This is a genomic window from Pseudomonas sp. NFPP28 (genome assembly GCF_900115535.1).
Classification (GTDB): Bacteria; Pseudomonadota; Gammaproteobacteria; order Pseudomonadales; family Pseudomonadaceae; genus Aquipseudomonas; species Aquipseudomonas extremorientalis.
This window is the reverse complement of sequence record NZ_FOWT01000004.1, coordinates 33,119-58,815: the sequence shown is the minus strand read 5'-3', so window position 1 is coordinate 58,815 and position 25,697 is coordinate 33,119. Positions and strand designations below refer to the sequence as shown.

The window sequence follows — 25,697 nt, the reverse complement described above, 5'->3', positions numbered from 1 at the left end:
GGCTTGTTGACGTCTGAAATTTCCCGTTTCAATACGCGTATGCCAAACTAACCCGCATATAGACAAGGTGAAAACTCTCTAATGGCCGATTGGCAGTCCCTCGATCCCGAGGCCGCTCGTGAAGCGGAAAAATATGAAAACCCTATTCCTAGCCGCGAACTGATCCTGGCGCACCTCGCCGATCGGGGCTCGCCTGCTAGCCGCGAGCAGTTGGTTGAAGAATTCGGTCTGACCACCGAAGACCAGCTCGAAGCCCTGCGCCGCCGCCTGCGCGCCATGGAGCGCGACGCACAATTGATCTACACCCGCCGTGGCACTTACGCGCCAGTGGACAAGCTCGACCTGATCCTCGGCCGCATCGCCGGCCATCGTGACGGCTTCGGCTTCCTGATCCCGGACGACGGCAGCGATGACCTGTTCATGAGCCCGGCGCAAATGCGCCTGGTGTTCGATGGCGACCGTGCCCTGGCGCGTGTTTCCGGCCTGGACCGTCGCGGTCGCCGTGAAGGCGTGATCGTCGAAGTGGTGTCCCGTGGTCACGAGACCATCGTCGGTCGCTACTTCGAAGAAGGCGGCATTGGTTTTGTGGTGCCCGATAACCCCAAGGTGCAGCAGGAAGTGCTGATCACCCCGGGCCGCAATGCGAATGCCAAGGTTGGTCAGTTTGTCGAGGTGAAGATCACCCACTGGCCGACCCCTCGCTTCCAGCCGCAGGGTGATGTGATTGAAGTGGTCGGCAACTACATGGCGCCGGGCATGGAAATCGATGTCGCGCTGCGTACCTACGATATTCCTCACGTCTGGCCTGAAGCCGTCGTGAAGGAGGCGCGCAAGCTCAAGCCGGAAGTCGAAGAGAAGGACAAAGAGAAGCGCATCGATCTGCGCCATCTGCCGTTCGTCACCATCGACGGTGAAGACGCCCGCGACTTCGACGATGCGGTCTACTGCGAAGCCAAGCCGGGCAAGCTGCGTCTGTTCTCCGGCGGCTGGAAGTTGTATGTGGCGATTGCCGACGTCTCCAGCTACGTGAAGATCGGTTCGGCCCTGGACAACGAAGCCCAGGTGCGTGGCAACTCGGTGTACTTCCCCGAGCGCGTGATTCCGATGCTGCCGGAAGAGTTGTCCAACGGGCTGTGCTCGCTGAACCCGAAAGTCGACCGTTTGGCCATGGTGTGCGAGATGACTATCTCGAAAACCGGCGAAATGACCGATTACCAGTTCTATGAAGCGGTGATTCATTCCCAGGCGCGCCTGACCTACAACAAGGTCAGCACCATCCTGGAACAGCCGAAAACCAGCGAAGCCAAAGCATTGCGCGGTGAGTACGGCCATGTCGTGCCGCATCTCAAGCAGCTCTATGCGCTGTACAAGGTGTTGCTGGGCGCACGTCACACCCGAGGCGCGATCGATTTTGAAACCCAGGAAACCCGGATTGTCTTCGGTTCCGAGCGCAAGATCGCTGCGATCACCCCGACCACCCGTAACGATGCGCACAAGCTGATCGAGGAATGCATGCTGGCGGCCAACGTGGCCACCGCTGAGTTCCTGAAAAAGCACGAGATCCCTGCGTTGTACCGGGTGCACGACGGCCCGCCGCCGGAGCGTCTGGAAAAGCTGCGCGCGTTCCTCGGCGAACTCGGCCTGTCCCTGCACAAAGGCAAGGACGGCCCGACGCCGAAGGATTACCAGGCTCTGCTGGCCAGCATCAAGGACCGCCCGGATTACCACGTGATCCAGACCGTCATGCTGCGCTCCCTGAGCCAGGCGGTGTACAGCGCGGATAACCAGGGCCACTTCGGCCTGAACTACGAGGCGTACACCCACTTCACTTCGCCGATCCGCCGTTACCCGGACCTGCTCACGCACCGTGCGATCCGCAGCGTGATCCATTCCAAGATGAACACCCCGCACGTCAAGCGCGCCGGTGCCATGACCATTCCGAAGGCGCGGATCTATCCGTACGACGAAGCGGCCCTGGAACAGCTGGGCGAGCAGTGTTCCATGAGCGAACGCCGCGCCGACGAAGCCACCCGCGACGTGGTGAACTGGCTCAAGTGCGAGTTCATGAAGGATCGCGTAGGCGAATCGTTCCCGGGTGTGATCACCGCCGTGACCGGCTTCGGTCTGTTTGTGGAACTGACCGATATCTACGTCGAAGGCCTGGTGCACGTCACCGCCTTGCCGGGCGACTACTACCACTTCGACCCTGTGCATCACCGCCTGGCGGGCGAGCGCACCGGTCGCAGCTTCCGCCTTGGCGATACCGTTGAAGTGCAGGTCATGCGCGTCGATCTCGACGAGCGCAAGATCGACTTCGGCATGTCCGATAAACCAGCCGAATCGCCGGGCAGCCGTAAAAAGCGTGGTAGCGAACCGACCAGCAAAGGCAAGGCCGCGCCTGCCAAAGCAGCGACCGTCGAGCCTGCGCCAGCCAAGGCCGGTCGTCGTTCGTCGACCAAGGAAAAGGCCCCCGAAGCCTACCGCCCAAGCGATGCAGCGGCGAAAAACGCCGAACTGCGCAAGAGCCGTGAGTTGAAGCAGCAGTTGCTCAATGAAGCCAAAAGCGGTGGTAAAGCGGCGTCTGGGGGAAAGTCCCACGGGGCGGAAAAGCCGTCGAGCAAGCCCAGTAAACACCGTAAAGGCCCGCCAAAAGCGGGTTCGGCTCCCGCAAAGAGCGGCGGGTCGCGCAAACCTAAGGCCAAGTCATGAGTCTGGAAAAAATCTACGGCGTCCACGCCGTAGAAGCACTGCTGCGTCACCATCCCAAGCGCGTCAAGCAAGTCTGGCTGGCGGAAGGGCGCAGCGAGCCGCGCGTACAAGCGCTGGTTGAATTGGCCACGCAAAACAAGGTTGCCATCGGCCAGGCCGAGCGTCGTGAAATGGACGTGTGGGTAGAGGGTGTTCACCAGGGCGTGGTGGCGGATGTCAGCCCGAGCCAGGTCTGGGGCGAGGCGATGCTCGACGAGCTGCTCGACCGCACCGAAGGTGCACCGTTGCTGCTGGTGCTGGACGGCGTGACCGACCCGCACAACCTCGGCGCCTGCCTGCGCTCGGCGGACGCTGCCGGTGCGCTGGCGGTAATCGTGCCTAAAGACAAATCGGCGACGCTGACGCCGGTGGTGCGTAAAGTCGCGTGTGGCGCAGCCGAAGTGATTCCGCTGGTGGCCGTGACCAACCTGGCGCGCACCCTGGAGAAGCTCCAGCAGCGCGGCCTGTGGGTGGTGGGTACGGCGGGAGAGGCCGAGGTCAGCATTTATGACCAGGACCTCACCGGCCCGACCATCCTGATCATGGGCGCCGAAGGCAAAGGTATGCGCCGCCTGACCCGCGAGCATTGTGATTACCTGGTGCACCTGCCGATGGCCGGTAGTGTCAGCAGCCTCAACGTGTCGGTCGCCACCGGCGTCTGCCTGTTCGAAGCCCAGCGCCAGCGTGGCGCAAAGGCCAAGGCCAAAACGAAGAAGTGATCAAAATGTGGGAGGGGGCTTGCCCTCGATAGTGGTGTGTCAGTTGCAGATGATGTGGCTGATCCTTCGTAATCGGGGGCAAGCCCCCTCCCACAGTGTTTTTGGGGTGTCTGGAAGATTGTTCAAATAATCACCAATCACCTTGCACGCATCCTCCCCCTTCTCTACAATTGCGCCCCTTGCCTTCCTGGCGGGCACCGAGGTGCCTCCCTGCGGCAAGATCCATAAGTGTCATTCACTCCTTGTCTGACCGTTTTTGAGCGGCAGGCTACAACCCGTAAGGAGCATTCATGCGTCATTACGAAATCATCTTTTTGGTCCACCCGGATCAAAGCGAGCAAGTCGGCGGCATGGTTGAGCGTTACACCAAGCTGATCGAAGAAGACGGCGGCAAAATCCACCGTCTGGAAGATTGGGGCCGTCGTCAACTGGCCTACGCAATCAACAATGTTCACAAGGCTCACTACGTGATGCTGAACGTTGAGTGCACTGGCAAGGCCCTGGCCGAGCTGGAAGACAACTTCCGCTACAACGATGCTGTGATCCGTAACCTGGTCATCCGTCGCGAAGAAGCCGTTACCGGCCAATCCGAGATGCTCAAGGCTGAAGAAAACCGCAGTGAGCGCCGTGAGCGTCGCGACCGTCCTGAGCACGAAGGCGCTGATAGCGCTGATAGTGATGACAGCGACAACAGCGATAACGCTGACGAGTAATCCACGGACCTTTTAAGGAGCCTATCAAATGGCACGTTTCTTCCGTCGTCGTAAATTCTGCCGCTTCACCGCTGAAGACGTGAAAGAGATCGATTACAAAGATCTCAACACTCTGAAAGCCTACGTATCCGAGACCGGCAAAATCGTTCCAAGCCGTATCACCGGTACCAAAGCACGTTATCAGCGTCAGCTGGCCACCGCTATCAAGCGCGCCCGCTTCCTGGCCCTGCTGGCCTACACCGACAGCCACGGCCGCTGAGACCGGGCAGTCGACAAGTAGTAAGGGATTGAATGCATGCGCGCCTTAGCTGAGTTCATCATGCGCGGTCGCGTGCAGGCCACTCTCGTAGTGGCTGGATGTGCAGCATTGCCGTTGTTGTATTGGTTGGGTGCTGCCGCAGGTTGCCTTGTGCTGCTGCGGCGCGGTTTGCAGGATGCCCTTGGCGTCCTGGCCCTGGGAGTGCTGGCTGCCTTGATCTGGTGGCTGCAACTGGGCGAACCCAAGGTACTTCTGGTACTGCTGGGATCGTCGAGCCTTGCGTTGGTTTTGCGCGCAAGTGAGTCCTGGGCCCGCACGCTGCTGGTCAGCGTGGCAGTGGGGTTGGTGTTTTCGGTGTTGATCGACGCGGCTTTCCGCCCGCAGATCGAGGTGCTGTCGCAAGAGATCGTCAAGGTCCTGCCGATGGCCCTCGGGGAACTCTACCAGCAGCTTTCGGTAGATGAGCGAGCGCGTCTTGCGACACTGATTGCACCGGCCCTGATCGGCCTGATGGCGGTAATGATGCAGATTGTCAGCGTGCTGAGCCTGATGCTTGGGCGATATTGGCAGGCGTTGTTGTACAACCCGGGTGGTTTTGGTCGCGAATTTCGCAGTATCAGAATCCCCGTGGGCCCGGCGATGTTGCTGCTGGCACTCATGGTGGTCGGACCGTACTTCGGTTCACAAGCCACCTTGCTGGTGCTGTTTTGCAGCGTACCGCTGGTGTTCGCCGGACTGGCCCTGATTCACGGGCTGGTCGCGCAGAAGCGCCTGGCCAAGTTCTGGCTGGTGGGGATGTACGTAACAATGGTGCTGTTCATGCAGCTGATCTATCCGTTACTCGTGGTTCTGGCCATTGTCGACGGCCTGATTGATTTTCGCGGTCGTCTGGCGCCGAAAGACGCCGATAACGCGAACGGTGAAGGTTAAAAGTTAGAGGATTTTCACATGCAACTGATCCTTCTGGAAAAAGTCGCCAACCTGGGCAACCTGGGCGACAAAGTGAACGTTAAGGCCGGCTACGGTCGTAACTACCTGCTGCCATACGGCAAAGCCACCGCTGCAACCGCTGCCAACCTGGCTGCGTTTGAAGAGCGTCGTGCCGAGCTGGAAAAAGCCGCAGCAGACAAAAAAGCTTCGGCCGAAACTCGCGCTGCCCAACTGGCTGAGCTGGAAGTGACTATCACTGCCACCGCCGGTGACGAAGGCAAGCTGTTCGGTTCGATCGGCACCCACGACATCGCTGATGCACTGACCGCCTCCGGCGTTGAAGTGCAGAAGAGCGAAGTTCGTCTGCCGAACGGCACCATCCGCAACGTAGGCGAATTCGACGTAGCCGTGCACCTGCACGCCGAAGTTGAAGCCACCGTACGCGTTGTCGTGGTAGCAGCTTAAGCCGCACCTAACTGGCTGGCACCTCGCGTGCCAGGCGGTTAACATCGGGCACGATCCTGTTTACAGGTCGTGCCTTTTGTTTTTCTACACACCCCAAATTCCAAGTGGCCATGAACGATATTTCAGCTCCTGAGCAATACGATCTGCAAACCGCTGCCCTGAAGGTGCCGCCGCATTCCATCGAGGCCGAACAGGCTGTGCTCGGTGGTCTGATGCTGGACAACAACGCCTGGGAACGCGTGCTGGATCAAGTCTCGGACGGTGATTTCTATCGCCATGACCACCGCCTGATCTTCCGCGCCATCGCCAAGCTGGCCGACCAGAACTCGCCGATCGACGTGGTGACCCTGGCCGAACAACTGGACAAGGAAGGCCAGACCTCCCAGGTCGGCGGCCTGGGCTACCTGGGCGAACTGGCGAAAAACACGCCGTCCGTCGCCAACATCAAGGCCTATGCCCAGATCGTTCGCCAGCGCGCCACGTTGCGCCAACTGATCGGCATCAGCACCGAGATCGCCGACAGCGCCTTCAACCCCGAAGGGCGCACCGCCGAAGAGATCCTCGACGAAGCCGAGCGCCAGATCTTCCAGATCGCCGAGGCCCGCCCGAAAACCGGCGGCCCGGTGGGCGTCAACGAGCTGTTGACCAAGGCCATCGACCGCATCGACACCCTGTTCAACACCGACGCCGCCATCACTGGTATTTCCACCGGCTACACCGACCTCGACGAGAAAACCAGCGGCCTGCAGCCCTCCGACTTGATCATCGTCGCCGGCCGTCCTTCCATGGGTAAGACCACCTTCGCGATGAACCTGGTGGAAAACGCGGTGTTGCGCAGCGACAAGACCGTGCTGGTGTACTCCCTGGAGATGCCAGGCGAATCGCTGATCATGCGGATGCTCTCGTCGCTCGGGCGTATCGACCAGACCAAGGTGCGTTCCGGCCAACTGGAAGACGACGATTGGCCGCGCCTGACCTCGGCGGTCAACCTGCTTAACGACCGCAAGCTGTTCATCGATGACACCGCCGGTATCAGCCCCTCGGAAATGCGTGCGCGTACCCGCCGCCTGGCGCGCGAGCACGGCGATATCGCCCTGATCATGATCGACTACCTGCAGTTGATGCAGATCCCCGGTTCCAGCGGCGACAGCCGGACCAACGAGATTTCCGAAATCTCCCGGTCCCTCAAGGCCCTGGCCAAGGAATTCAACTGCCCGGTGGTGGCGCTGTCCCAGCTCAACCGTTCCCTGGAGCAACGCCCCAACAAGCGCCCGGTGAACTCCGACTTGCGCGAATCCGGCGCGATCGAGCAGGACGCCGACGTAATCATGTTCGTGTACCGCGACGAGGTGTACCACCCCGAGACCGAGCACAAGGGCATTGCCGAGATCATCATCGGCAAGCAGCGGAACGGCCCGATCGGGTTTATCCGCCTGGCGTTCATCGGCAAGTACACACGCTTCGAAAACCTCGCGCCGGGCAGTTATAACTTCGACGACGACGAATAACGCGCCTTACGGCCGGGCAAACAGCGCACGGATGGTGGCTTCGTCGTATTGGTAGTTCCAGCGCAACTCAGTGCCGGCGGGAATAGATTCGCTGGCAAATAATCCGGTGAGTATCATTTGATCCTGTCGGTTGCCGACCTGGGCCTGGACCCTGAATTTTGCCGCCTCAACGTTGTAGCCCGAGGCGGCCTGTCGCACCGGAACATCGGCCTCATATTCAAAAATGGTATTGATCCTCGACAACGCGTTGTCGCCGGACAGTACCGGCTGAGTGTTGAGCGCGTGGGGCGACACAGGCCTCACATCCTTGACGGCCATCAGATAAGGATCTCGGCGCGCCTTCGCCACGAAAAACGGCAGGATGTCCCCTCCATACACGCCCAGCGCTTCGCCCTTGCTCAGCGGGCGCCGCGTGATGACCGTGGCTTCGCCGATCATTGCGGCCTCCTGGGGGAATTTTTGATGAGCGGCGGTGAAGGGTAAAACCTCAAGCTTGTCTTCATACAGGCGCGCGACGTTTTCATAACCTTCCCAGCGGATGTAGGGCAGCAGCTGGTCTTTGCTGAATACCGTGCCGGACGTTAACGACTTCCCTTGGGCTTGCATGAGTCGGATCCGCATGGGCTGACCATTTTCATCGCGCAGTGGGTAGCGGCCACAGTTGGCGCGGTCATAAATACGCCGATAGTTCTGGCTGTGCTGGTAGCTGCGCTCGGTGCGCATGTAGGCCAATTCCTGAGGAGTGTAGAGTGCGTCTACAGTGCCTTCCTCGGCTGATCCGTAAGAATTGGACGAGTGTGCCGACCCATACCCGTCAATGGAGTCGACGCTTTCGAGTGATGGCGCAGGCGAGCCCCCTCCGCCCGGCAACCCACCTTTGGCGGGGTCGATTTCCCAACCCCCGTTGGCGTTTTTGCGCAGATAGGGCGAATAGGCCCGGAAACGGCTACGCGCATCGACCAGTCGCCATCCCTGCGGGTCTTTTTTGATCTGGTAGTAGTTCTGCTCGTCCTGGACGTAATAGCGAAAACTTCCGTCAGGCAGTGGCGGCGCTTGAAAGGTCTGGTCAGCCAGCCTTGTCAGTCCGGCCGGAGGGGTTGGTTCGGCGAACAAGGGGTCAAGTGGCAACCCTGCCGAGGGCCGGGTTTCGAGGGTAAGGGGCTTGCCGCGCAGACGCGGAAGGCTGCTGGCCATCAGTGACTTGCCGGATTTGTGCAGGGCCTGCTCAAACGAATCCGCACCCGATTGGCGCAGCAGTGCACGGTGCTCCAAGGGGGAAAGTGTTTGCTCGATTGCGTGAGGCAGATCGGTCAGTGGGGGGGGGAGGGTATCTGGTGAGGCGTGAAGCGCGTATAGCTCGCCTTTGCGGATCAGCGTATGGCTCGAAGTGGCATCCGCGTTACCGATACTCCCCAGAAGCGGCCCCTCGGTACTGTCGTCATACACATCAATCCGGCGCGACCCAGGCCAACCGGGTATCTGCTCCAGTGTGTAAAGCATCAATTGCACGCTTTCCCGGTTGCGCAAGGTATTGAGGAAAATGCTCTCTTGCAGCTGGGCGACCTTTGCCATCTTTGTGTAGTGGTCTGCTTCTTCGAGCGATACGGGGTCCAGGCTGTCTCCCGCTTGCAAGCGTTGGCGTTTGCTTGCTGGGAGTGTGCGCTCTATCTCTTCAAGATGTCGTTTGGACAGTTGCGGCATCAGTGTGCGCAGACTTTTTTCGGTGGGTGTGACCGCGGCTTCATTGGCCGCGTTGAGTTGAGAAAACAGCCATTGTTTTTTCTGTGCGGCCTGCTTGCTCAATCTCAGGGCAAGGTTTTCGGTTTTACTGAAGTAGTCGATAGGCGAGGAGGGCAGCAGATTATTGAACGCGGTCTGAGGCATTTGCGCCTCTATGGCATGCAATAACTCGCCCTTTCTGAAACGGTCTTCGCTGACCTTGATTTCGACGTTGCCCTGACCGAACTGCATCACGGTCTGTTGCTGCTGGTCGACCACCTTCAGCCCGTAAGTGGCGGGCCATTCGGGCAGCGAGGTGAGCAGGTGGGCTTGAATCAGCGGCGAGTGAGCCGTCACGGAGGTGCCCTCGGCACGGCTCAGGTTGAAATCATTGATTTCCTGGTCCAGGTTGAAGTGTGTAACCGTATCGCACAGCAAGGGCGCAGGGCGCACCATCTCTTGATGGGCTTGGCGCAATGTGGTGCTGTCCAGCCCGCTGATCAGCAGGATGGGCTCTACGGACGGTTGGGTTATGTTGGCCGCATCTGGGCCCAGGCGCTTGATCAGTTTGAGCGTGTCCCAATCCTCTGGCGTTTCGTGCACATGGCGCCAGCCGCCGGCTTCGTTGTTCAACAGGGGAGGTGAATAAGCGTGCGGATCGCTGGGGTGTGACAACTCCCATCGTGTGCCATCGGGTGAGCGCTGAATGGCATGGGGGTGATCATCCAGTTTTAGATACGACTGCTGTTGGTATTGATAGATACCTTGTTTATCGGCAACCACGTGTTCAGGCAATGTCGCGGGGTGTTGGTAGGGTTCCAAGTCAGAGTGCCAGAGGCGCCAGCCCTGATTGCGTACCTGAACTTTCACGAGGCCCGCCGTAAAGCGTCCTGCCTTGATCACGCCGGCGGTCGCTACGGCCATGGCAACGTTATCCACCACGTCCAGCAGGTCGTCGAGCGCCTGTTGGCTATCGCCCCGGCTCCAGGCGGCAAAGCCGTTATAGACCGTGCCGATCAATTGGGCGGCGGTAACGACCAGCAGAACCTCCCCGACGATTGGCACGAAGGATGCGGCAAAGAACAGCAGGGATTTACCCAGGTCGGCATAGAACTGCAGGCGTTTTTGTCGGCTGATGGCATCAACCTGTGCCGTCGGGACCGCGACTTCGCAAGCGTCGCTTTCTATCTGGGAAAACCGTCGCAGGATGATGGCGTGGAACAGATTGCCGGTGATTTTGGTCAGGGTCAGCGGTTTGTCCAGCTGCGCTGGCTTGATTTTCCCGGGTGAGCCGATGGGCAGCCAATCAATCCACATGGGCTTTACATGCAGCAGCGATTCTCGCTGATGCACTGGGGCCAGCCGCTTGAAGAAGGCCAGGTAGTCCGGTCGCATCAGGCGTTTAACGAGTTGAGTTTCCAGGTCGTCCATCGAGGGGTGCTGGCGAAGTGCCTCGATCGGGTCTTCAGGTGTGTAGAGAAGCGGTCCGGTTTCTGCCCGGACGTCAACGATGACCAGGACGTCAGGCAACACCACTCCACCAAGCGTCAGGTGAAAGCAGTCGAAGGACACGTGGTGTCCGCGCTCGGAGAGCTCGACCAATTCTTCGTAAAGGGTTTTCGGCATCTTCTTCTTGAGGTAGGCCAGGAGCAAGGCAACGTTGAAACGCTGCTGTTCGTGCTCGCGAAAGAACCGGCGTACCGACAGATTGGTGCTGATGACCGTGCGAATATGCTTGAGGTATTGCCCGCCCAGGTCCAGTTTGCGGCAAAAACCGGCGAAGAGCGTCGCGGAAATCAACGAAGGAAATCGTGAGTCCTGGGTGATGTTGAAAAGCTCGGTCCCGGTCTCCATGCCGCCGTCCTCTGCTTCCGAAGCCTCGAAGTTCTGCAGGGCCGCCTCCAAAAGGGATTGTTCAGTGGTGCGTGCGTGGGTGCGTAGCAGCCCGAACAGGTGATGGTTTTTCCATTCGCGCACCAGGACCGAAGTCTTCGCATTCAGCAGCGTCAGGTATTCGCGGCGCAGCGCCTGCTCAAACAGCGGAAAAGCGAACGCCTCGGGGCTTTGCAGTTGCCTGAGGAGTTCTTGGATCTTGTGCCTGGATTGATTGCTCTTGAGCAGGTTGGCGCGCAGGGCTGCGCGGGTGTCTGCGGGGGAGTCGGTGAGCCAAGTGGGGAGTTGGGTCTGGATGAAGGCGGCGTGGGCGTCGGGTGTTACCAGTGGAGGCGCGGGATTACTGCTCATCTGGGTTTCCATGAAAAGGCTAGTTGAATCCTGACAGCCTATCCAGGGTGTTTCCGGGGATGGGGCTAGCGGATTAGGCCCTTGCCCCCTGCAAATCCGGCTATGAGTACCGGGGAAAAGTGATGCCAGGGTAAAAGCCGACCATTACCGTCGGAATTGGTCAAAATTTGTGCTATATTCCGCGCCCGCGATTTTCCATCTCAACACCGGTCACCGTCATGCAAACAGCCAAGCCGTTATTTGACTATCCCAAGTACTGGGCCGAATGTTTCGGTCCAGCGCCATTCCTGCCGATGAGCAGGGAGGAGATGGATCAGCTTGGCTGGGATTCCTGCGACATCATCATCGTCACCGGTGATGCCTACGTTGACCATCCGTCGTTCGGCATGGCGATCATCGGCCGGCTGCTGGAGTCCCAGGGCTTCCGCGTCGGGATCATTGCCCAGCCGAACTGGCAGTCCAAAGACGACTTCATGAAGCTCGGCGAGCCGAACCTGTTCTTCGGCGTCGCGGCCGGCAACATGGACTCCATGATCAACCGCTACACCGCCGACAAGAAAATCCGCTCCGACGACGCCTACACCCCAGGCGGCATGGCCGGCAAACGCCCGGATCGCGCCAGCCTGGTGTACAGCCAGCGGTGCAAGGAAGCCTACAAGAACGTGCCGATCGTACTCGGCGGCATCGAAGCCTCCCTGCGTCGCATCGCCCACTACGACTACTGGCAGGACCGGGTGCGCAATTCGATCCTGATCGACGCCACCGCCGATATCCTGCTGTACGGCAACGCCGAGCGCGCCATCGTCGAAGTCGCCCAGCGCCTGTCGTGGGGCCACAAGATCGAAGACATCACCGATGTGCGCGGTACCGCGTTCATCCGTCGCGACACGCCGGCCGGCTGGTATGAAGTGGACTCCACGCGTATCGACCGTCCGGGCAAGATCGACAAGATCATCAACCCGTACGTCAACACCCAGGACACCCAGGCCTGCGCCATCGAGCAGGAAAAAGGGCCGCAGGATGATCCGGAAGAAGCCAAGGTCGTGCAGATCCTGGCCAGCCCGAAGATGACCCGCGACAAGACCGTGATCCGCCTGCCATCGGTGGAGAAAGTCCGTGGCGATGCGGTGCTCTACGCCCACGCCAACCGCGTGCTGCACCTGGAAACCAACCCAGGCAACGCCCGCGCCCTGGTGCAGAAGCACGGCGAAGTGGACGTGTGGTTCAACCCGCCACCCATTCCGATGACCACCGAAGAAATGGACTACGTGTTCGGCATGCCGTACGCCCGCGTCCCGCACCCCGCGTACGGCAAGGAAAAAATCCCGGCCTACGACATGATCCGCTTCTCGGTGAACATCATGCGTGGCTGCTTCGGCGGCTGCACTTTCTGCTCCATCACCGAGCACGAAGGCCGCATCATCCAGAACCGTTCCGAAGAGTCGATCATTCGCGAGATCGAAGAGATCCGCGACAAGGTCCCCGGCTTTACCGGCGTGATCTCCGACCTCGGCGGTCCGACCGCGAACATGTACCGCATCGCCTGCAAGAGCCCGGAAATCGAATCCGCGTGCCGCAAGCCGTCGTGCGTGTTCCCCGGTATCTGCCCGAACCTGAACACTGACCACTCGTCGTTGATCCAACTGTACCGCAGCGCCCGTGCGTTGCCGGGTGTGAAGAAGATCCTGATCGCCTCCGGCCTGCGCTACGACCTGGCCGTCGAGTCGCCGGAATACGTGAAAGAGCTGGTCACCCACCACGTCGGCGGCTACCTCAAGATCGCCCCGGAACACACCGAGGAAGGTCCGCTCAACCAGATGATGAAGCCGGGCATTGGCAGCTATGACAAGTTCAAGCGCATGTTCGAGAAGTACACCAAGGAAGCGGGCAAGGAGCAGTACCTGATTCCGTACTTCATCGCCGCCCACCCGGGTACCACCGATGAAGACATGATGAACCTGGCCCTGTGGCTCAAGGGCAACGGCTTCCGCGCCGACCAGGTACAGGCGTTCTACCCGTCGCCGATGGCCACCGCCACGGCCATGTATCACTCGGGCAAGAACCCGCTGCGCAAGGTCACCTACAAGAGCGACGCGGTAACGATCGTCAAGAGCGAAGAGCAGCGCCGCCTGCACAAGGCGTTCCTGCGCTACCACGACCCGAAAGGCTGGCCGATGCTGCGTGAGGCACTGACCCGCATGGGCCGCGCCGACCTGATCGGGCCGGGCAAGGACCAACTGATCCCGTTGCACCAGCCGAGCACCGACAGCTACCAGAGCGCCCGTCGCAAGAACTCGACGCCGGCCGGCAGCCACAAGGTCGCCAAGGAAACCACCACCAGGATCCTCACCCAGCACACCGGCCTGCCGCCGCGCGGCAGTGACGGCAGCAACCCATGGGACAAGCGTGAACAAGCCAAGGCCGCGGCCCAGGCGCGCAACAAGCAGGCCGCCAAGGAGCGTGCCGATGCGGCCAAGGGCAAGGGCGGCAAGCCTGCGCGCAAGCCGGTCGTGCCGCGTTGATCGCAGCCTGAACATGCCAGACGCCAGCCTCGTGCTGGCGTTTTGCTTTCTAGCTGTTGGGTAACCTGTTTGCTAAGGTGGCGCCCATTAGAAAGCCATCGCGGGCAAGCCCGGCTCCCACAGGAGAATGCATTCCAAATGTGGGAGTGGGCTTGCCCGCGATGGGGCCCGCCTGGTCACCATCATTCTCAAGGAAGAACACTTATGGCTAACCCCCTGGCCTCCATCGGCATGGACTCCAACCGCTCTCAGTTCATGGCGCGCCAGCGCATCGAAAGCCAGATCAACCTTCCGCGCCTGTTTGCGGCCATCGACGCCGATCCAGGTATCGTTGGCGCAGGCGTCGTATACATCGACGCCGACTTCAACGTCATTACCCTGCGCGAATTCAAGCCCATCTGCAGCATCAAGCCCAAGCGCATCATTTTGCGTGAAGCGCAGAAGTACATTGCGCCAACACAGTTTGCTCAACATGTCGTGAGCAATCCTCGAGAGTCGCGACTGATTGGCGAAGCCGTGAATACCGGAATCTCCTGCTTGGGGGCGGTCATCAGTTGGGCTGCGATCGCCAGTGGAACCATTCTGGTGCCTTTCAGCGCTGGCGCCAGTTCCGTCATCGTTGTAGTGGGGTATGCGGCCGCCGGCGCGAGTACGCTTCAGTGCTTTAACGGCATTGCTCGAACAGCGCTTGAGGTCGCCAAACCGGAGGTAAACGATTGGCTCGACAGTGAGGGCTGGTACCAGAATGCATCCGTTGTGCTGGACGCCGTTTCACTGGCTGGCGTAGGCGGTTCGGCCCTGACGACGGTCAAGCTGGTCAGGGCTGCCAAAGCATCGACGGGCAAGAGCCTGCGTGATGTGCTTCGCGGTTTGAATCGCCAGGAAAGAGCCAAGCTGACGAAAGAGCTGCTGAGCATCAACCATCCCAGCTTGACCGCCAAGATGCTCAAATTGCGGCAGGCGTCGGGCGAACTCACCAAGCGTTTCACCCCTACGCAGCTCAAGCACAGCACCACGACCCAGATCAAAGACGTCCTCGGCGCAACCGTAGGATTTGGCGGGAGTGCGTACTCCGGAAACGTCAATACCATCGCGATTGGGTTGTACGAGGAAATAAACGAATGAACGAGTTAATGACGCTACGCGACTTTTTCAGGCAATATTTTCTGACGTTTATGGGCGGCGTATTTGCTGCGTGTTTTTCTTTGGCGTTGGCTGTGGCGCTGGCGTTCATCACCTATTTTCGTGATGCGCCCATTGCTCAAGTGGGGCTCAAGATCATGTCTGCCGGGGCGCTGCTCATTCTGTTGACGGTCCATAGCAACTTTATGATTTTGCGGGGCCGCCCCTCCTGGGTGTGGGTGATGGTCGGCATCTACGTCGCCTGTCTGCTGTTTGTAGTTCCGATGATTCAATTCCAGCCTCACAAAATTCTTTATGGGTTGGCGCTGTTATTCCCATTGCTCGGATTATTGACACTTAACAGCAAGGTTCAACGAGAGATGCGCCAGAAGCTGCTTGAAATACGCCACCTGCGCCAAGCCGTGATCGCCAAGCGCAAAACCGGCTGATTGGGTAGATTCCCCACCCACCTTCACACCCGCGCCACAAATATGTGCGTCACTTGCACCAGAGCATCGCCGTTGGCGCCGTTTTGGTGCTGTACTGCACTGGGTCCCACGATAAAGCGCAATGACCGCCGCTCTGGCATAAGTCTTGCGCGCTTTGTGTCCATGCCCTGGCTCGCAGGAGGCCGCCGTGTCGATTCATGTCGCGTTGCACCACGTTACGCATTACCGCTACGACCGTGCTGTCGAACTCGGCCCGCAGATTGTACGGTTGCGTCCGGCCGCCCATAGCCGCACGCGGATTCTGTCCTACGCGCTGAAAGTGCTGCCCGAGCAGCATTTTATCAATTGGCAGCAAGACCCCCAGGGCAATTACCTGGCGCGGTTGGTGTTCCCGGAAAAGACCGATGAGCTGCGCATCGAGGTCGACCTGGTTGCCGAGATGGCGGTGTTCAACCCGTTCGACTTTTTCCTTGAACCCTACGCCGAAAAAATCCCCTTTAGCTATGCCGCCGATGAACAACGCGAGCTGGCGCCGTACCTGGAAACCCTGCCGCTGACGCCGAAGTTCGCCGCGTACCTTGCGGGCATCGACCGTACGCCGTTGCCGGCCGTGGATTTCCTGGTGGGCCTCAATCAGCGCCTGGCGGCCGACATCGGCTACCTGATCCGCATGGAACCGGGCGTGCAGACGCCGGAATTCACCCTGGAAAACGCCTCCGGCTCCTGCCGTGATTCGGCCTGGCTGCTGGTGCAATTGCTGCGCAACCTGGGCTTGGCGGCGCGGTTTGTGTCTGGCTATCTGATCCAGTTGACCGCCGACGTCAAAGCCCTCGACGGCCCGTCCGGCACCGAAGTGGACTTCACCGACCTGCACGCCTGGTGCGAAGTGTATTTGCCCGGCGCCGGTTGGATCGGCCTGGATGCCACCTCCGGGCTGTTCGCCGGTGAAGGGCATATCCCGTTGGCCTGCAGTCCCGATCCCTCATCTGCCGCGCCGATCAGTGGGCTGGTGGAACCCTGCGAGTGTGAATTCACCCACGAAATGTCTGTAGAGAGGATTTGGGAGGCCCCACGGGTCACCAAGCCCTACACCGAGGAACAGTGGCTGGCGATTCAGGCACTGGGACGGCAGATCGATGGCGACCTGCTCAAGGACGATGTCCGCCTGACCATGGGCGGCGAGCCGACCTTTGTCTCCATCGACGATCCCGACGGCGCCGAATGGAACACCGCCGCCCTCGGCCCGGACAAACGCCGCCTGTCCGCCGAGCTGTTCCAGCGCATGCGCAAGCACTACGCGCCCAAAGGGCTGGTGCACTTCGGCCAGGGCAAGTGGTACCCCGGCGAGCAACTGCCGCGCTGGTCGCTCAACTGCTACTGGCGCCGTGACGGCGTGCCGATCTGGCACAACAGCGCGTTGATCGCCGATGAGCAAGAGGATTACGGTGCGGACGGCGTGATGGCCGGGCGTTTCCTGGCCAGCGTCGCCGAACGCCTTAAGCTGCCGGCACGCTTTGTGTTCCCGGCCTTCGAAGACAATTTCTATTACCTGTGGCGCGAAGGCGCGCTGCCGCAGAACGTCACCGCCCAGGACCCGCGCCTGGGCGATGAACTGGAGCGCGAACGCCTGCGCAAGGTGTTCGCCCAGGGCCTGGATAAAATCATCGGGCAAGTACTGCCGCTGGCGCGTACGCCTGCCAATGATCGTTGGCAGAGTGGTCGCTGGTACCTGCGCGATAACCACTGCCGTTTGGTGCCGGGAGATTCTCCCCTGGGCTATCGCCTGCCGTTGGCTTCGCAGCCGTGGGTGACGGCGGCGGAGTATCCGTTTGTGCACCCGACGGACCCTAACCAGGATCAGCCCGAGCTGCCGTCCACCGCCCAACTGCAAAGCCATGGCGAACCTGCGCCGAGTGATGAACGTGTACCCAAGGTGGACGAGTCCGCCGACTGGCTGACCCGCACCGCACTGTGCGCCGAAGCGCGGGAAGGGCGGCTCTATCTGTTCATGCCGCCGCTGGAGCGCGTCGAGGACTATCTGGAACTGGTGGCGGCCATCGAAGCCACCGCTGAAGAACTGCACTGCCCGGTCTTGCTCGAAGGCTACGAGCCACCGGCCGATTCGCGCCTGAGCAACTTTCGCGTCACGCCGGACCCGGGTGTGATCGAGGTCAACGTGCAGCCGTCCGCCTCCTGGGACGAGTTGGTGGAGCGCACCGAGTTCCTCTACGAAGAGGCGCGGCAAACCCGCCTGACCACCGAGAAATTCATGATCGACGGGCGCCATACCGGCACCGGTGGCGGTAACCATTTCGTGCTCGGTGGCGCCACGCCCAAGGATTCGCCGTTCCTGCGTCGCCCCGATCTGCTGCGCAGCTTGATCAGCTACTGGCACAACCATCCTTCGTTGTCCTACCTGTTTTCCGGCCTGTTCATCGGCCCGACCTCCCAGGCGCCTCGGGTGGACGAGGCGCGCAACGATGCGCTGTATGAGCTGGAAATCGCCTTCGCGCAAATGCCTGCTCCCGGCGAAGAATGCCCGCCCTGGCTGGTCGACCGCCTGCTGCGCAACCTGCTGATCGACGTGACCGGCAACACTCACCGCGCCGAATTCTGCATCGACAAACTCTACTCACCGGATGGCGCTACCGGCCGCCTGGGCCTGCTGGAACTGCGTGCATTCGAGATGCCGCCCCATGCACGCATGAGCCTGACCCAACAACTGCTGCTGCGTGCCTTGGTCGCGCGCTTCTGGCGCGAGCCCTATGCACCGCCGAAGCTGGCGCGCTGGGGCACCGAGTTGCACGACCGCTTCCTGTTGCCGCACTTTATCGAGCAGGATTTTGCCGATGTGATCGTCGAGCTCAACGCAGCCGGCTACCCGCTGCGCGCCGAGTGGTTTGCCGCGCACCTGGAGTTCCGTTTTCCCAAGGTTGGCGACTACGCCGTCAGCGGTATCGAACTGGAACTGCGCCAGGCCCTGGAGCCCTGGCATGTACTGGGCGAGGAGGGCGCGGTGGGCGGTACGGTTCGCTATGTGGATTCGTCGCTGGAGCGCCTGCAAGTCAAGTTGACCGGGCTGCCACCGCAACGCTACCTGCTGACCTGCAACGGCATCCCGGTGCCGCTGCAGGCCACCGGGCGCGTCGGTGAGTTTGTCGCCGGCGTGCGTTATCGCGCCTGGCAACCGGCCAACTGCCTGCAACCGACCATCCCGGTGCATGCGCCCTTGGTGTTCGATCTGCTGGATACCTGGATGCAGCGCTCGTTGGGCGGCTGCCAGTACCACGTCGCCCATCCGGGTGGACGCAATTACGACAGCTTGCCGGTAAATGCCAATGAGGCGGAGAGCCGGCGGATGGCGCGGTTTTTCCGGCTTGGGCATAGCCCCGGCAAGCTCCCCGTACCGACGGTAACCATCAACGATGAATTACCGATGACCCTGGATATGCGGCGTTTCCCCAATAAAAATGACTGAACACTGTTTAAGTGTGGGAGAGGGCAAGCCCCCTCCCACAGTGGATTGCAGTGAATTTGAGTTAATCTGAGCCCCCTTGTCCCTGCCGAGCGTTCCATGTCCGACTTGCTCGACCGTTACCCGCTGACCGCGGGCACTTATCACGAACTGCTGGACGACAGTGGCGCAGTGCGTGCCCATTGGCAGCGCCTGCTCGACCACCTGCAACGCAGCACGCCTGCACAATTGGCCCAGCGCCAGGCGCTGCTGACCCGGCAGATCCAGGAAAACGGCGTGACCTACAATGTCTACGCCGACCCCAAGGGCGCCGACCGCCCCTGGGAATTGGACCTGCTGCCCCATGTGCTGGCCGCCGATGAATGGCAGCACCTGTGCGCCGGTATCGCCCAGCGTGCACGCCTGCTCAATGCCGTGCTTGCCGACCTGTATGGCCCGCAACGCCTGATCAAGGAAGGCTTGCTGCCGGCCGAGCTGGTGTTCGGGCATAACAACTTCCTGTGGCCGTGCCAGGGTATCCAACCGCCGGACGGTGCCTTTTTGCACCTGTACGCCGTGGACCTTGCGCGCACGCCGGATGGCCGCTGGTGGGTCACCGCCGACCGTACCCAGGCGCCGTCGGGCGCCGGTTATGCATTGGAAAACCGCACTATCGTGTCCCGCGCCTTTCCGGATCTTTACCGCGACTTGCAGGTGCAGCACCTCACCGGTTTCTTCCGCACCTTGCAGGAAACCCTGGCCCGCCAGGCGCCCGGCGATGACCAGCCGCCGTTGATCGTGCTGCTCACCCCTGGCCGGTTCAACGAAAGCTACTTCGAGCACCTCTACCTCGCCCGCCAGCTCGGCTACCCGCTGGTGGAAGGCGGCGACCTCACCGTGCGTGACAGCACGGTGTTCCTGAAAACCCTCAGCGGCCTGCGCCGGGTGCACGCAATCATGCGTCGCCTGGATGATGACTTCTGCGACCCGCTGGAACTGCGCACCGACTCCGCCCTCGGGGTACCCGGCCTGCTTGATGCGGTGCGCCAAGGCAACGTGCTGGTGGCCAATGCCTTGGGCAGCGGTGTGCTGGAGTCCCCCGGTTTGCTGGGTTTCCTGCCGAAAATCAACGAATTCCTGTTTGGCGAAGAACTGATCCTGCCGTCCATCGCCACCTGGTGGTGCGGTGAAGCGCCGGTACTGGCCGAGGCCCTGGAAAAACTGCCGGAGCTGCTGATCAAGCCTGCGTTTCCGTCGCAGAGTTTCACCCCGGTATTTGGCCGTGACCTGAATGAAGAACAGCGCCAAGCCCTGGCCGAGCGCATGCGCGCGCGGCCCTACGCGTACGTCGCCCAGGAGTTGGCGCAGCTGTCCCAGGCGCCGGTGTGGCACACCGAGGATGATCATTTGCAACACCGCGCCATCGGCATGCGCGTGTACGCCGTGGCCAGCGATGACGGTTATCGCGTGTTGCCCGGCGGCCTGACACGGGTCGCCGCTGAAGCCGATGCCGAAGTGGTGTCGATGCAACGCGGCGGCGCCAGCAAGGACACCTGGGTGCTCGGTGAACGCGCATCCGGTGGTGAACATTGGCGCGCACAACGCGCAATCGGCGCCCATGATCTGGTACGACGCGACCCTTATCTGCCGTCCCGCGTAGTGGAAAACCTGTTCTGGTTCGGCCGTTACTGCGAACGCTGTGACGACAGTGCGCGTTGGCTGCGCATCGTGCTGGCACGTTATGTGGACGGCGACGATCCACTGGCCTTGCAGGCCGCCGTCGAGCTGGGCGAAAACCTGCGCCTGTTGCCGGAAGAGGGCGAGTTACCGGAGCGCTTGCAGGCCGCACTCTTGGGCGATGACTGGCCATCGAGCCTGCGCGCCAACCTGCAACGCTTGCAATGGGCGGCGTCCCAGGTGCGCGGCAAGCTGTCCCGGGAGAACTGGCAGGCCCTGGTGGAGCTGCAACGCGAAGCCCTGGAGCTGGAAAGCGAGACCCCGGATTTTGGCGAATTGCTGGACTTTCTCAACCGCCTGGTGATGTCCCTGGCGGCGCTGTCCGGGTTCGCCCTGGACGACATGACCCGCGACGAAGGCTGGCGCTTTTTGATGATGGGCCGGCGCATCGAGCGCCTGCAATTCCTGAGCAGCAGCCTGGCGGCATTCCTGCGCGGTGTGGCAGTGTTTGACCAGGCTGGCTTGGAGTGGTTGTTGGAGTTGGGCAACAGCAGCATCACCTATCGCTCGCGCTACCTGGCGGTGCCGCAGTTGATCCCGGTGCTCGATCTGTTGCTGCTGGATGAACAGAACCCCCATGCGGTGCTGTTCCAGCTCAAACTGGTGAGCCGCACCCTGCGCCGTCTCAACGACGACTTTGGCGTGCCGCGTGAAACCGGCCTCGGCCCGTTGGTGGAGCGCCTGGCGCGCTTCGACCTGGGCTGCCTGGAGAACCCATTGTTCGGCGAGTCCAGCGTGCGTGCCGCACTGGACGGCCTGGCCGACCTGCTGCAAGCAGTGGCCGATGAGAGTGGGCAAGTGTCGGATCGCCTGGCCTTGCGCCATTTTGCCCATGTGGATGATGTCAGCCAGCAAACGGTGTCGGTGTGATGAGTGCGCGCTACCAGATTTTCCACGATACCCATTACCACTACGACAGCCCGGTGTCGCTGGCCCAGCAGCTGGCGCACCTGTGGCCACGGCCGTGTGCCTGGCAGCGTTGCAGCTCGCAGCAACTGGATATCAGCCCGCAGCCGTCGTCGCGCCGCGATGAGCTGGACGTGTTCGGCAACCCCATCACCCGCCTGGCGTTCGAGCGGCCCCATGACGAACTGCTGGTGAATGCCGGGCTGACCGTGGAAGTGCTGGCGCGGCCGGTGCTGGATTTCCAGCAATCGCCGGCCTGGGACCAGACCCGCGACCGCCTGACCTACAGCAGCCAGCCGATGTCCGGCGAGCTGATCGAAGCCTGCCGCTATCGTTTCGAATCGCCCTACGTGCACTTGAAGAAAACCTTCGTCGAGTTCTCCGAAAGCTGTTTCCCGCCTGGCAAGCCGTTGCTGCTGGGCGTGCGGGCATTGATGGAGAAGATCTTCAGCGAATTCACCTTCGATGCCGAAGCCACCCAGGTGGCCACGCCGCTGGTGGAAGTGCTGGAGCGCCGTCGCGGCGTGTGCCAGGACTTCGCCCACCTGATGCTCGCCTGCCTGCGCTCCCGAGGCCTGGCGGCGCGTTACATCAGTGGCTATCTGCTCACCCAGCCACCGCCCGGCCAGCCACGGCTGATCGGCGCCGATGCGTCCCATGCGTGGGTCTCGGTGTATTGCCCGGTTTCAGGCTGGGTGGACTTTGATCCGACGAACAATGTGCAGCCGGCACTGGAGCACATCACCCTGGCCTGGGGCCGGGACTTTTCCGATGTGTCGCCGTTGCGGGGGGTGATTCTGGGGGGAGGGAGCCATGACCCGGAGGTGCGGGTGACGGTGATGCCGCTGGAATGATGGTTGATTGTGCCGAGCCGGAGCAGCCGGCTCAGCACAAAGGAAATTATTCAGCCGGATCTTTTGATGTTTCGGTCTCGTCGCTCGTTACTTCAGCATCAGCGTCCGGGTTCAGTGCGCCAGCTTCTTCGTCTGCAGCGGCTTTCTTGCGTTGCAGTTTTTCCTCTTTCTTCTGTTCCTTGGCCAAGTCTCTCTGACGTTTGGCGAAGGAGTAATTAGGTTTGGCCATGGGCGATCCTCTAAGGTCGAAGGTGAGGGTGGCGGCGCGCAGCTGCCTTGGGACGACATGGTAGCAGCTTCAAGGTGCGCTTGGCCTTCACTTACCGCAGGCGTAGGCGGCCAGCAGGCCGTTGAACAGTTGATTGAGGTGCATGGCTCGGACTCCAGTGGGTGATGGGCCGATCATAATCAGCGTGCGGCACTTTGGCTGGTTGATTGTGTCGATAAGTCTGATAGCCTGAAGTTGTATACAATCTGTTGATTCAGGTCATAAGAATTTCTGCCTGCTTCAGGCACCCTTGTCGCATTACGCGTTTTTTAAACCCTGCCTTGGAGATTCACATGTTTGCCAAACTCGTTGCTGTTTCCCTGCTGACTCTGGCAAGTGGCCAGTTGCTTGCTGCAGAGTGCAAGGTCACTGTCGACTCCACCGACCAAATGTCCTTCAACACCAAAGCCATCGAAATCGACAAGAGCTGCAAGACATTCACCGTCGAGCTGACTCATTCGGGTAACCTGCCGAAAAACGTCATGGGCCACAACTGGGTGCTGACCAGCGCCGCCAACATGCAGCCGGTTGCCACTGACGGCATGGCCGCCGGTATCGACAAGGACTACCTGAAACCAGGTGATGACCGCATCATCGCCCACACCAAGATCATCGGTGCTGGCGAGAAAGACTCGGTGACCTTCGATGTGTCGAAGCTGGCCGCCGGGACTGACTACGCGTTCTTCTGCTCGTTCCCAGGCCACATCTCGATGATGAAAGGCACTGTGACCGTCAAGTAACACCGCATCATCGTTCATCGGGGGCAGCCCCCTCCCACATTTGGATGTGTTCACAAATCAAAGTGTGGGAGGGGGCTTGCCCCCGATGGCGTCCTACCTCACGGCGCAAACGGCATGACCCGCTTGTGCTCGGTCTTGCGATACGTCTCGCAGATAATCCTGAACGCTTCCTCACGCACCGGCTCGCCGTGCAGGAAAGCATCGATCTCCGCGTAGGTCACGCCATGTGACGCTTCGTCCGGCTTGCCCGGCGACAGGTCTTCCAGGTCCGCAGTCGGTACTTTTTCCACCAACGACTCCGGCGCCCCGAAGTACCGCGCAATCGCACGCACCTGGTTCTTCACCAGCCCGCTCAGCGGTGCCAAATCGCAGGCCCCATCACCGAACTTGGTGAAAAAGCCCATCACCGCTTCCGCCGCATGGTCGGTGCCGATCACCAGGCCACCGGTCGCGCCCGCGATGGTGTACTGCGCCACCATGCGCATGCGCGCCTTGGTGTTGCCCAGCACGAAATCGCGGGACACCGCCGCCTTGCCTTCGAACGCCGCCACTTCATTGGCCAGGGCTTTGACCGCCGGGCCGATGTTCACAGTGTGGCGCTCGTCAGGCTCGATAAAGTCCACCGAGGCCGTGGCGTCGATTTCATCGAACTGGGTTTCGTAGGGCAGGCGCACCGCGATAAAGCGGTAGGCCTCATCACCGGTATTTTCACGCAGCTCTTTCACCGCGCGTTGGGCCAACAGGCCGGCGGTCAGGGAGTCGACACCACCGCTGATGCCCAGCACCAGCGCCTTGAGCCCGGCATTGCACAGGCAATCCTGGATAAACCCCACGCGACGGGCAACCTCGGCTTCAAGTGCGGCCTGGTCGTTGAACGGCGCTTGGACCTTGAGCTGCTGCGCAATCTCACGCTGTACGGCTTGCATGATTCACTCCTTGCTGGATAGGGCAGGTACTTTGAAAACGTGACGCAAATAGGCGACGAAATTCGGGTCGGTGCAGTGGGTCTTGCCCGCTTCATCGGAGATCTTCGCGACGGGCTGGCCATTGCAGGCGGTCATTTTAAGCACGATGCTCATCGGCTCGACACCCGGGATGTCGCAGGTCAGGTTGGTGCCGATGCCAAAGCTCACATTGATCCGACCACGCAGTGCGCGGAATATTTCCAGGGCCTTGGGCAGTGACAGACTGTCGGAGAACACCAGGGTCTTGCTCATCGGCTCGATGCCGAGCTTGTGGTAGTGGGCGATGGCTTTTTCCGCCCACTGCACCGGGTCGCCGGAGTCGTGGCGCAGGCCGTCGAACAGCTTGGCGAAGTACAAGTCGAAGTCGCCGAGGAACGCGTCGGTGGTGATGCAGTCGGTCAGGGCGATGCCCAGCAGGCCACGGTATTCGCGGACCCAGCAGTCCAGCGCGGCGATCTGGCTGTCGATCAGGCGTGGGCCGAGTTGCTGGTGGGCCATGATCCATTCGTGGGCCATGGTGCCCAGCGGCTTCATATCGAATTCGCGGGCCAGATGCACGTTGCTGGTGCCGACAAAGCGCCCGGGGAAGTCATGCTTGAGCACACTGACCACTTCTTCCTGCACACGGTACGAGAAGCGCCGGCGCGTGCCGAAGTCGGCCACTTGCAGCTCGGACAGCTCGTCGCTGCTGGCGTTGGCGGTCAGCCAGTCGAACTTGCGGTACAACTGCTCGCGGGCCTGTTCGAGGATCACCGTCTGGTAGCGGTAGCGGTTACGCACTTCGCTGACGATGGCCAGCATCGGCACTTCAAACAGAATCACATGCAGCCACGGCCCGCGCAGGCGGATGAACAGCTCACCGTTCTCGATGCCGGTCTGCACGTAGCGCAGGTTGAAGCGGAACAGCCCGAGAAAGCGCAAAAAATCCGGCTTCATGAAGCTGATGCGCTCCAGGAAACCCAGTTGGTCGGGGCTCAGGCTCAGCTCGGCAAGACGTTCGATCTGGTAGCGGATCTCGGCCAGGTACGGGCGCAGGTCTTCGCTGTTACGGCAACGGAACTCCCATTCAACTTCCACGTTGGGGTAGTTGTGCAGCACCGCCTGCATCATGGTCAGCTTGTAGAAGTCGGTGTCGAGCAAGTTCTGCACGATGCGATCGGCAAACACACTCTCGCTCATAACGGGAATCTCCAGACGGGACGGCGATGGGCGCCGACCTTTACGCACAATTAAGGAAGGGGGCTAGTGGCGCATAGACCTGTGGGGTTTTGCCAGTGTTTTTTTCAGTGGGACCACTGGCCTCATCGGGGGCAAGCCCCCTCCCACACTTGGAATGCGTTTCAGATGTGGGAGGGGCGGCGCGACGATTCGACTT

General features: G+C 60.9%; 18 protein-coding genes. 14 read left to right on the top strand and 4 right to left on the bottom strand.

Annotation, left to right across the window (positions count from 1 at the left end):
* Positions 1 to 81 precede the first annotated feature (81 nt).
* The 7 genes from rnr to dnaB all read left to right on the top strand — a co-directional run bounded on the left by rnr (position 82) and on the right by dnaB (position 7,342).
* Positions 82 to 2,709, top strand: coding sequence for a ribonuclease R (gene rnr, locus BM110_RS11740; protein ID WP_071491670.1), 2,628 nt, complete (start codon positions 82 to 84; stop codon positions 2,707 to 2,709).
* The gene (rlmB, locus tag BM110_RS11735) at positions 2,706 to 3,467 is read left to right on the top strand and encodes a 23S rRNA (guanosine(2251)-2'-O)-methyltransferase RlmB (RefSeq protein ID WP_092246628.1); all 762 of its coding nucleotides are present in this window, start codon (positions 2,706 to 2,708) and stop codon (positions 3,465 to 3,467) included. Before rnr ends, rlmB begins: the two co-directional genes overlap by 4 nt.
* Before the next feature lie 290 nt (positions 3,468 to 3,757).
* Positions 3,758 to 4,180: a 30S ribosomal protein S6 gene (rpsF, locus tag BM110_RS11730; protein ID WP_003236224.1), complete on the top strand. Its 423-nt coding sequence runs from the start codon at positions 3,758 to 3,760 to the stop codon at positions 4,178 to 4,180.
* A 28-nt stretch (positions 4,181 to 4,208) separates the two neighbouring features.
* Positions 4,209 to 4,439, top strand: coding sequence for a 30S ribosomal protein S18 (gene rpsR / locus BM110_RS11725; protein WP_002551829.1), 231 nt, complete (start codon positions 4,209 to 4,211; stop codon positions 4,437 to 4,439).
* A 36-nt stretch (positions 4,440 to 4,475) separates the two neighbouring features.
* Positions 4,476 to 5,369: a YybS family protein gene (locus BM110_RS11720; RefSeq protein WP_071491668.1), complete on the top strand. Its 894-nt coding sequence runs from the start codon at positions 4,476 to 4,478 to the stop codon at positions 5,367 to 5,369.
* Positions 5,370 to 5,387: 18 nt separating this feature from the next.
* A complete protein-coding gene (gene rplI, locus BM110_RS11715) occupies positions 5,388 to 5,834 on the top strand; it encodes a 50S ribosomal protein L9 (protein ID WP_003171376.1) in 447 nt (148 codons plus the stop codon).
* Between the two features lie 110 nt (positions 5,835 to 5,944).
* Positions 5,945 to 7,342, top strand: coding sequence for a replicative DNA helicase (gene dnaB, locus BM110_RS11710; RefSeq protein ID WP_071491667.1), 1,398 nt, complete (start codon positions 5,945 to 5,947; stop codon positions 7,340 to 7,342).
* A 6-nt stretch (positions 7,343 to 7,348) separates the two neighbouring features.
* On the opposite strand, the gene BM110_RS11705 is transcribed toward dnaB, so the two are convergent.
* Positions 7,349 to 11,305 carry a dermonecrotic toxin domain-containing protein gene (locus BM110_RS11705; protein ID WP_093513437.1) on the bottom strand — a complete coding sequence of 1,319 codons (3,957 nt, stop codon included), beginning with the start codon at positions 11,303 to 11,305 and terminating at the stop codon, positions 7,349 to 7,351.
* Between the two features lie 218 nt (positions 11,306 to 11,523).
* On the opposite strand from BM110_RS11705, the gene BM110_RS11700 reads away from it, so the two are divergent.
* The 6 genes from BM110_RS11700 to BM110_RS11675 all read left to right on the top strand — a co-directional run bounded on the left by BM110_RS11700 (position 11,524) and on the right by BM110_RS11675 (position 22,349).
* On the top strand, positions 11,524 to 13,827 hold the full coding sequence (locus BM110_RS11700) for a YgiQ family radical SAM protein (RefSeq protein ID WP_071491665.1): 2,304 nt from the start codon (positions 11,524 to 11,526) through the stop codon (positions 13,825 to 13,827).
* A 204-nt stretch (positions 13,828 to 14,031) separates the two neighbouring features.
* Positions 14,032 to 14,952, top strand: coding sequence for an Ssp4 family T6SS effector (locus BM110_RS11695; protein WP_071491664.1), 921 nt, complete (start codon positions 14,032 to 14,034; stop codon positions 14,950 to 14,952).
* The gene (locus BM110_RS11690) at positions 14,949 to 15,398 is read left to right on the top strand and encodes a hypothetical protein (protein WP_071491663.1); all 450 of its coding nucleotides are present in this window, start codon (positions 14,949 to 14,951) and stop codon (positions 15,396 to 15,398) included. Before BM110_RS11695 ends, BM110_RS11690 begins: the two co-directional genes overlap by 4 nt.
* Positions 15,399 to 15,585: 187 nt before the next feature.
* Positions 15,586 to 18,876: a transglutaminase family protein gene (locus BM110_RS11685; RefSeq protein WP_093513436.1), complete on the top strand. Its 3,291-nt coding sequence runs from the start codon at positions 15,586 to 15,588 to the stop codon at positions 18,874 to 18,876.
* Positions 18,877 to 18,972: 96 nt separating this feature from the next.
* The gene (locus BM110_RS11680; RefSeq protein WP_093513435.1) at positions 18,973 to 21,459 is read left to right on the top strand and encodes a circularly permuted type 2 ATP-grasp protein; all 2,487 of its coding nucleotides are present in this window, start codon (positions 18,973 to 18,975) and stop codon (positions 21,457 to 21,459) included.
* Entirely contained in the window at positions 21,459 to 22,349 is an 891-nt protein-coding gene (locus BM110_RS11675) for a transglutaminase family protein (RefSeq protein WP_092246636.1), read from the top strand. The genes BM110_RS11680 and BM110_RS11675 overlap by 1 nt, the downstream gene beginning before the upstream one ends.
* Positions 22,350 to 22,395: 46 nt before the next feature.
* Here the strand turns inward: BM110_RS11675 and BM110_RS11670 are convergent, their stop codons facing one another.
* Complete coding sequence (locus tag BM110_RS11670; protein WP_093513434.1) at positions 22,396 to 22,578, bottom strand: hypothetical protein; 183 nt, start codon at positions 22,576 to 22,578, stop codon at positions 22,396 to 22,398.
* A 332-nt stretch (positions 22,579 to 22,910) separates the two neighbouring features.
* On the opposite strand from BM110_RS11670, the gene azu reads away from it, so the two are divergent.
* The gene (gene azu / locus BM110_RS11665) at positions 22,911 to 23,357 is read left to right on the top strand and encodes an azurin (RefSeq protein ID WP_010213586.1); all 447 of its coding nucleotides are present in this window, start codon (positions 22,911 to 22,913) and stop codon (positions 23,355 to 23,357) included.
* 98 nt (positions 23,358 to 23,455) lie between these two features.
* Here azu and nadE read toward each other — a convergent pair whose 3' ends face one another.
* Positions 23,456 to 24,283 (bottom strand): ammonia-dependent NAD(+) synthetase, encoded by an 828-nt coding sequence (gene nadE, locus BM110_RS11660; RefSeq protein ID WP_093513433.1) that lies wholly within the window; start codon positions 24,281 to 24,283, stop codon positions 23,456 to 23,458.
* A 3-nt stretch (positions 24,284 to 24,286) separates the two neighbouring features.
* A complete protein-coding gene (gene pncB, locus BM110_RS11655; RefSeq protein WP_065900159.1) occupies positions 24,287 to 25,501 on the bottom strand; it encodes a nicotinate phosphoribosyltransferase in 1,215 nt (404 codons plus the stop codon).
* Between the last annotated feature and the right edge of the window lie 196 nt (positions 25,502 to 25,697).

What these genes read in the sequence shown, in the direction of transcription:
- rnr (WP_071491670.1), top strand. Translation starts at nt 82, where the DNA reads ATGGCCGATTGGCAGTCCCTCGATCCCGAGGCCGCTCGTGAAGCGGAA.
- rlmB (WP_092246628.1), top strand. Translation starts at nt 2,706, where the DNA reads ATGAGTCTGGAAAAAATCTACGGCGTCCACGCCGTAGAAGCACTGCTG.
- rpsF (WP_003236224.1), top strand. Translation starts at nt 3,758, where the DNA reads ATGCGTCATTACGAAATCATCTTTTTGGTCCACCCGGATCAAAGCGAG.
- rpsR (WP_002551829.1), top strand. Translation starts at nt 4,209, where the DNA reads ATGGCACGTTTCTTCCGTCGTCGTAAATTCTGCCGCTTCACCGCTGAA.
- BM110_RS11720 (WP_071491668.1), top strand. Translation starts at nt 4,476, where the DNA reads ATGCGCGCCTTAGCTGAGTTCATCATGCGCGGTCGCGTGCAGGCCACT.
- rplI (WP_003171376.1), top strand. Translation starts at nt 5,388, where the DNA reads ATGCAACTGATCCTTCTGGAAAAAGTCGCCAACCTGGGCAACCTGGGC.
- dnaB (WP_071491667.1), top strand. Translation starts at nt 5,945, where the DNA reads ATGAACGATATTTCAGCTCCTGAGCAATACGATCTGCAAACCGCTGCC.
- BM110_RS11705 (WP_093513437.1), bottom strand. Translation starts at nt 11,305, where the DNA reads ATGAGCAGTAATCCCGCGCCTCCACTGGTAACACCCGACGCCCACGCC.
- BM110_RS11700 (WP_071491665.1), top strand. Translation starts at nt 11,524, where the DNA reads ATGCAAACAGCCAAGCCGTTATTTGACTATCCCAAGTACTGGGCCGAA.
- BM110_RS11695 (WP_071491664.1), top strand. Translation starts at nt 14,032, where the DNA reads ATGGCTAACCCCCTGGCCTCCATCGGCATGGACTCCAACCGCTCTCAG.
- BM110_RS11690 (WP_071491663.1), top strand. Translation starts at nt 14,949, where the DNA reads ATGAACGAGTTAATGACGCTACGCGACTTTTTCAGGCAATATTTTCTG.
- BM110_RS11680 (WP_093513435.1), top strand. Translation starts at nt 18,973, where the DNA reads ATGTCCGACTTGCTCGACCGTTACCCGCTGACCGCGGGCACTTATCAC.
- BM110_RS11675 (WP_092246636.1), top strand. Translation starts at nt 21,459, where the DNA reads ATGAGTGCGCGCTACCAGATTTTCCACGATACCCATTACCACTACGAC.
- BM110_RS11670 (WP_093513434.1), bottom strand. Translation starts at nt 22,578, where the DNA reads ATGGCCAAACCTAATTACTCCTTCGCCAAACGTCAGAGAGACTTGGCC.
- azu (WP_010213586.1), top strand. Translation starts at nt 22,911, where the DNA reads ATGTTTGCCAAACTCGTTGCTGTTTCCCTGCTGACTCTGGCAAGTGGC.
- nadE (WP_093513433.1), bottom strand. Translation starts at nt 24,283, where the DNA reads ATGCAAGCCGTACAGCGTGAGATTGCGCAGCAGCTCAAGGTCCAAGCG.
- pncB (WP_065900159.1), bottom strand. Translation starts at nt 25,501, where the DNA reads ATGAGCGAGAGTGTGTTTGCCGATCGCATCGTGCAGAACTTGCTCGAC.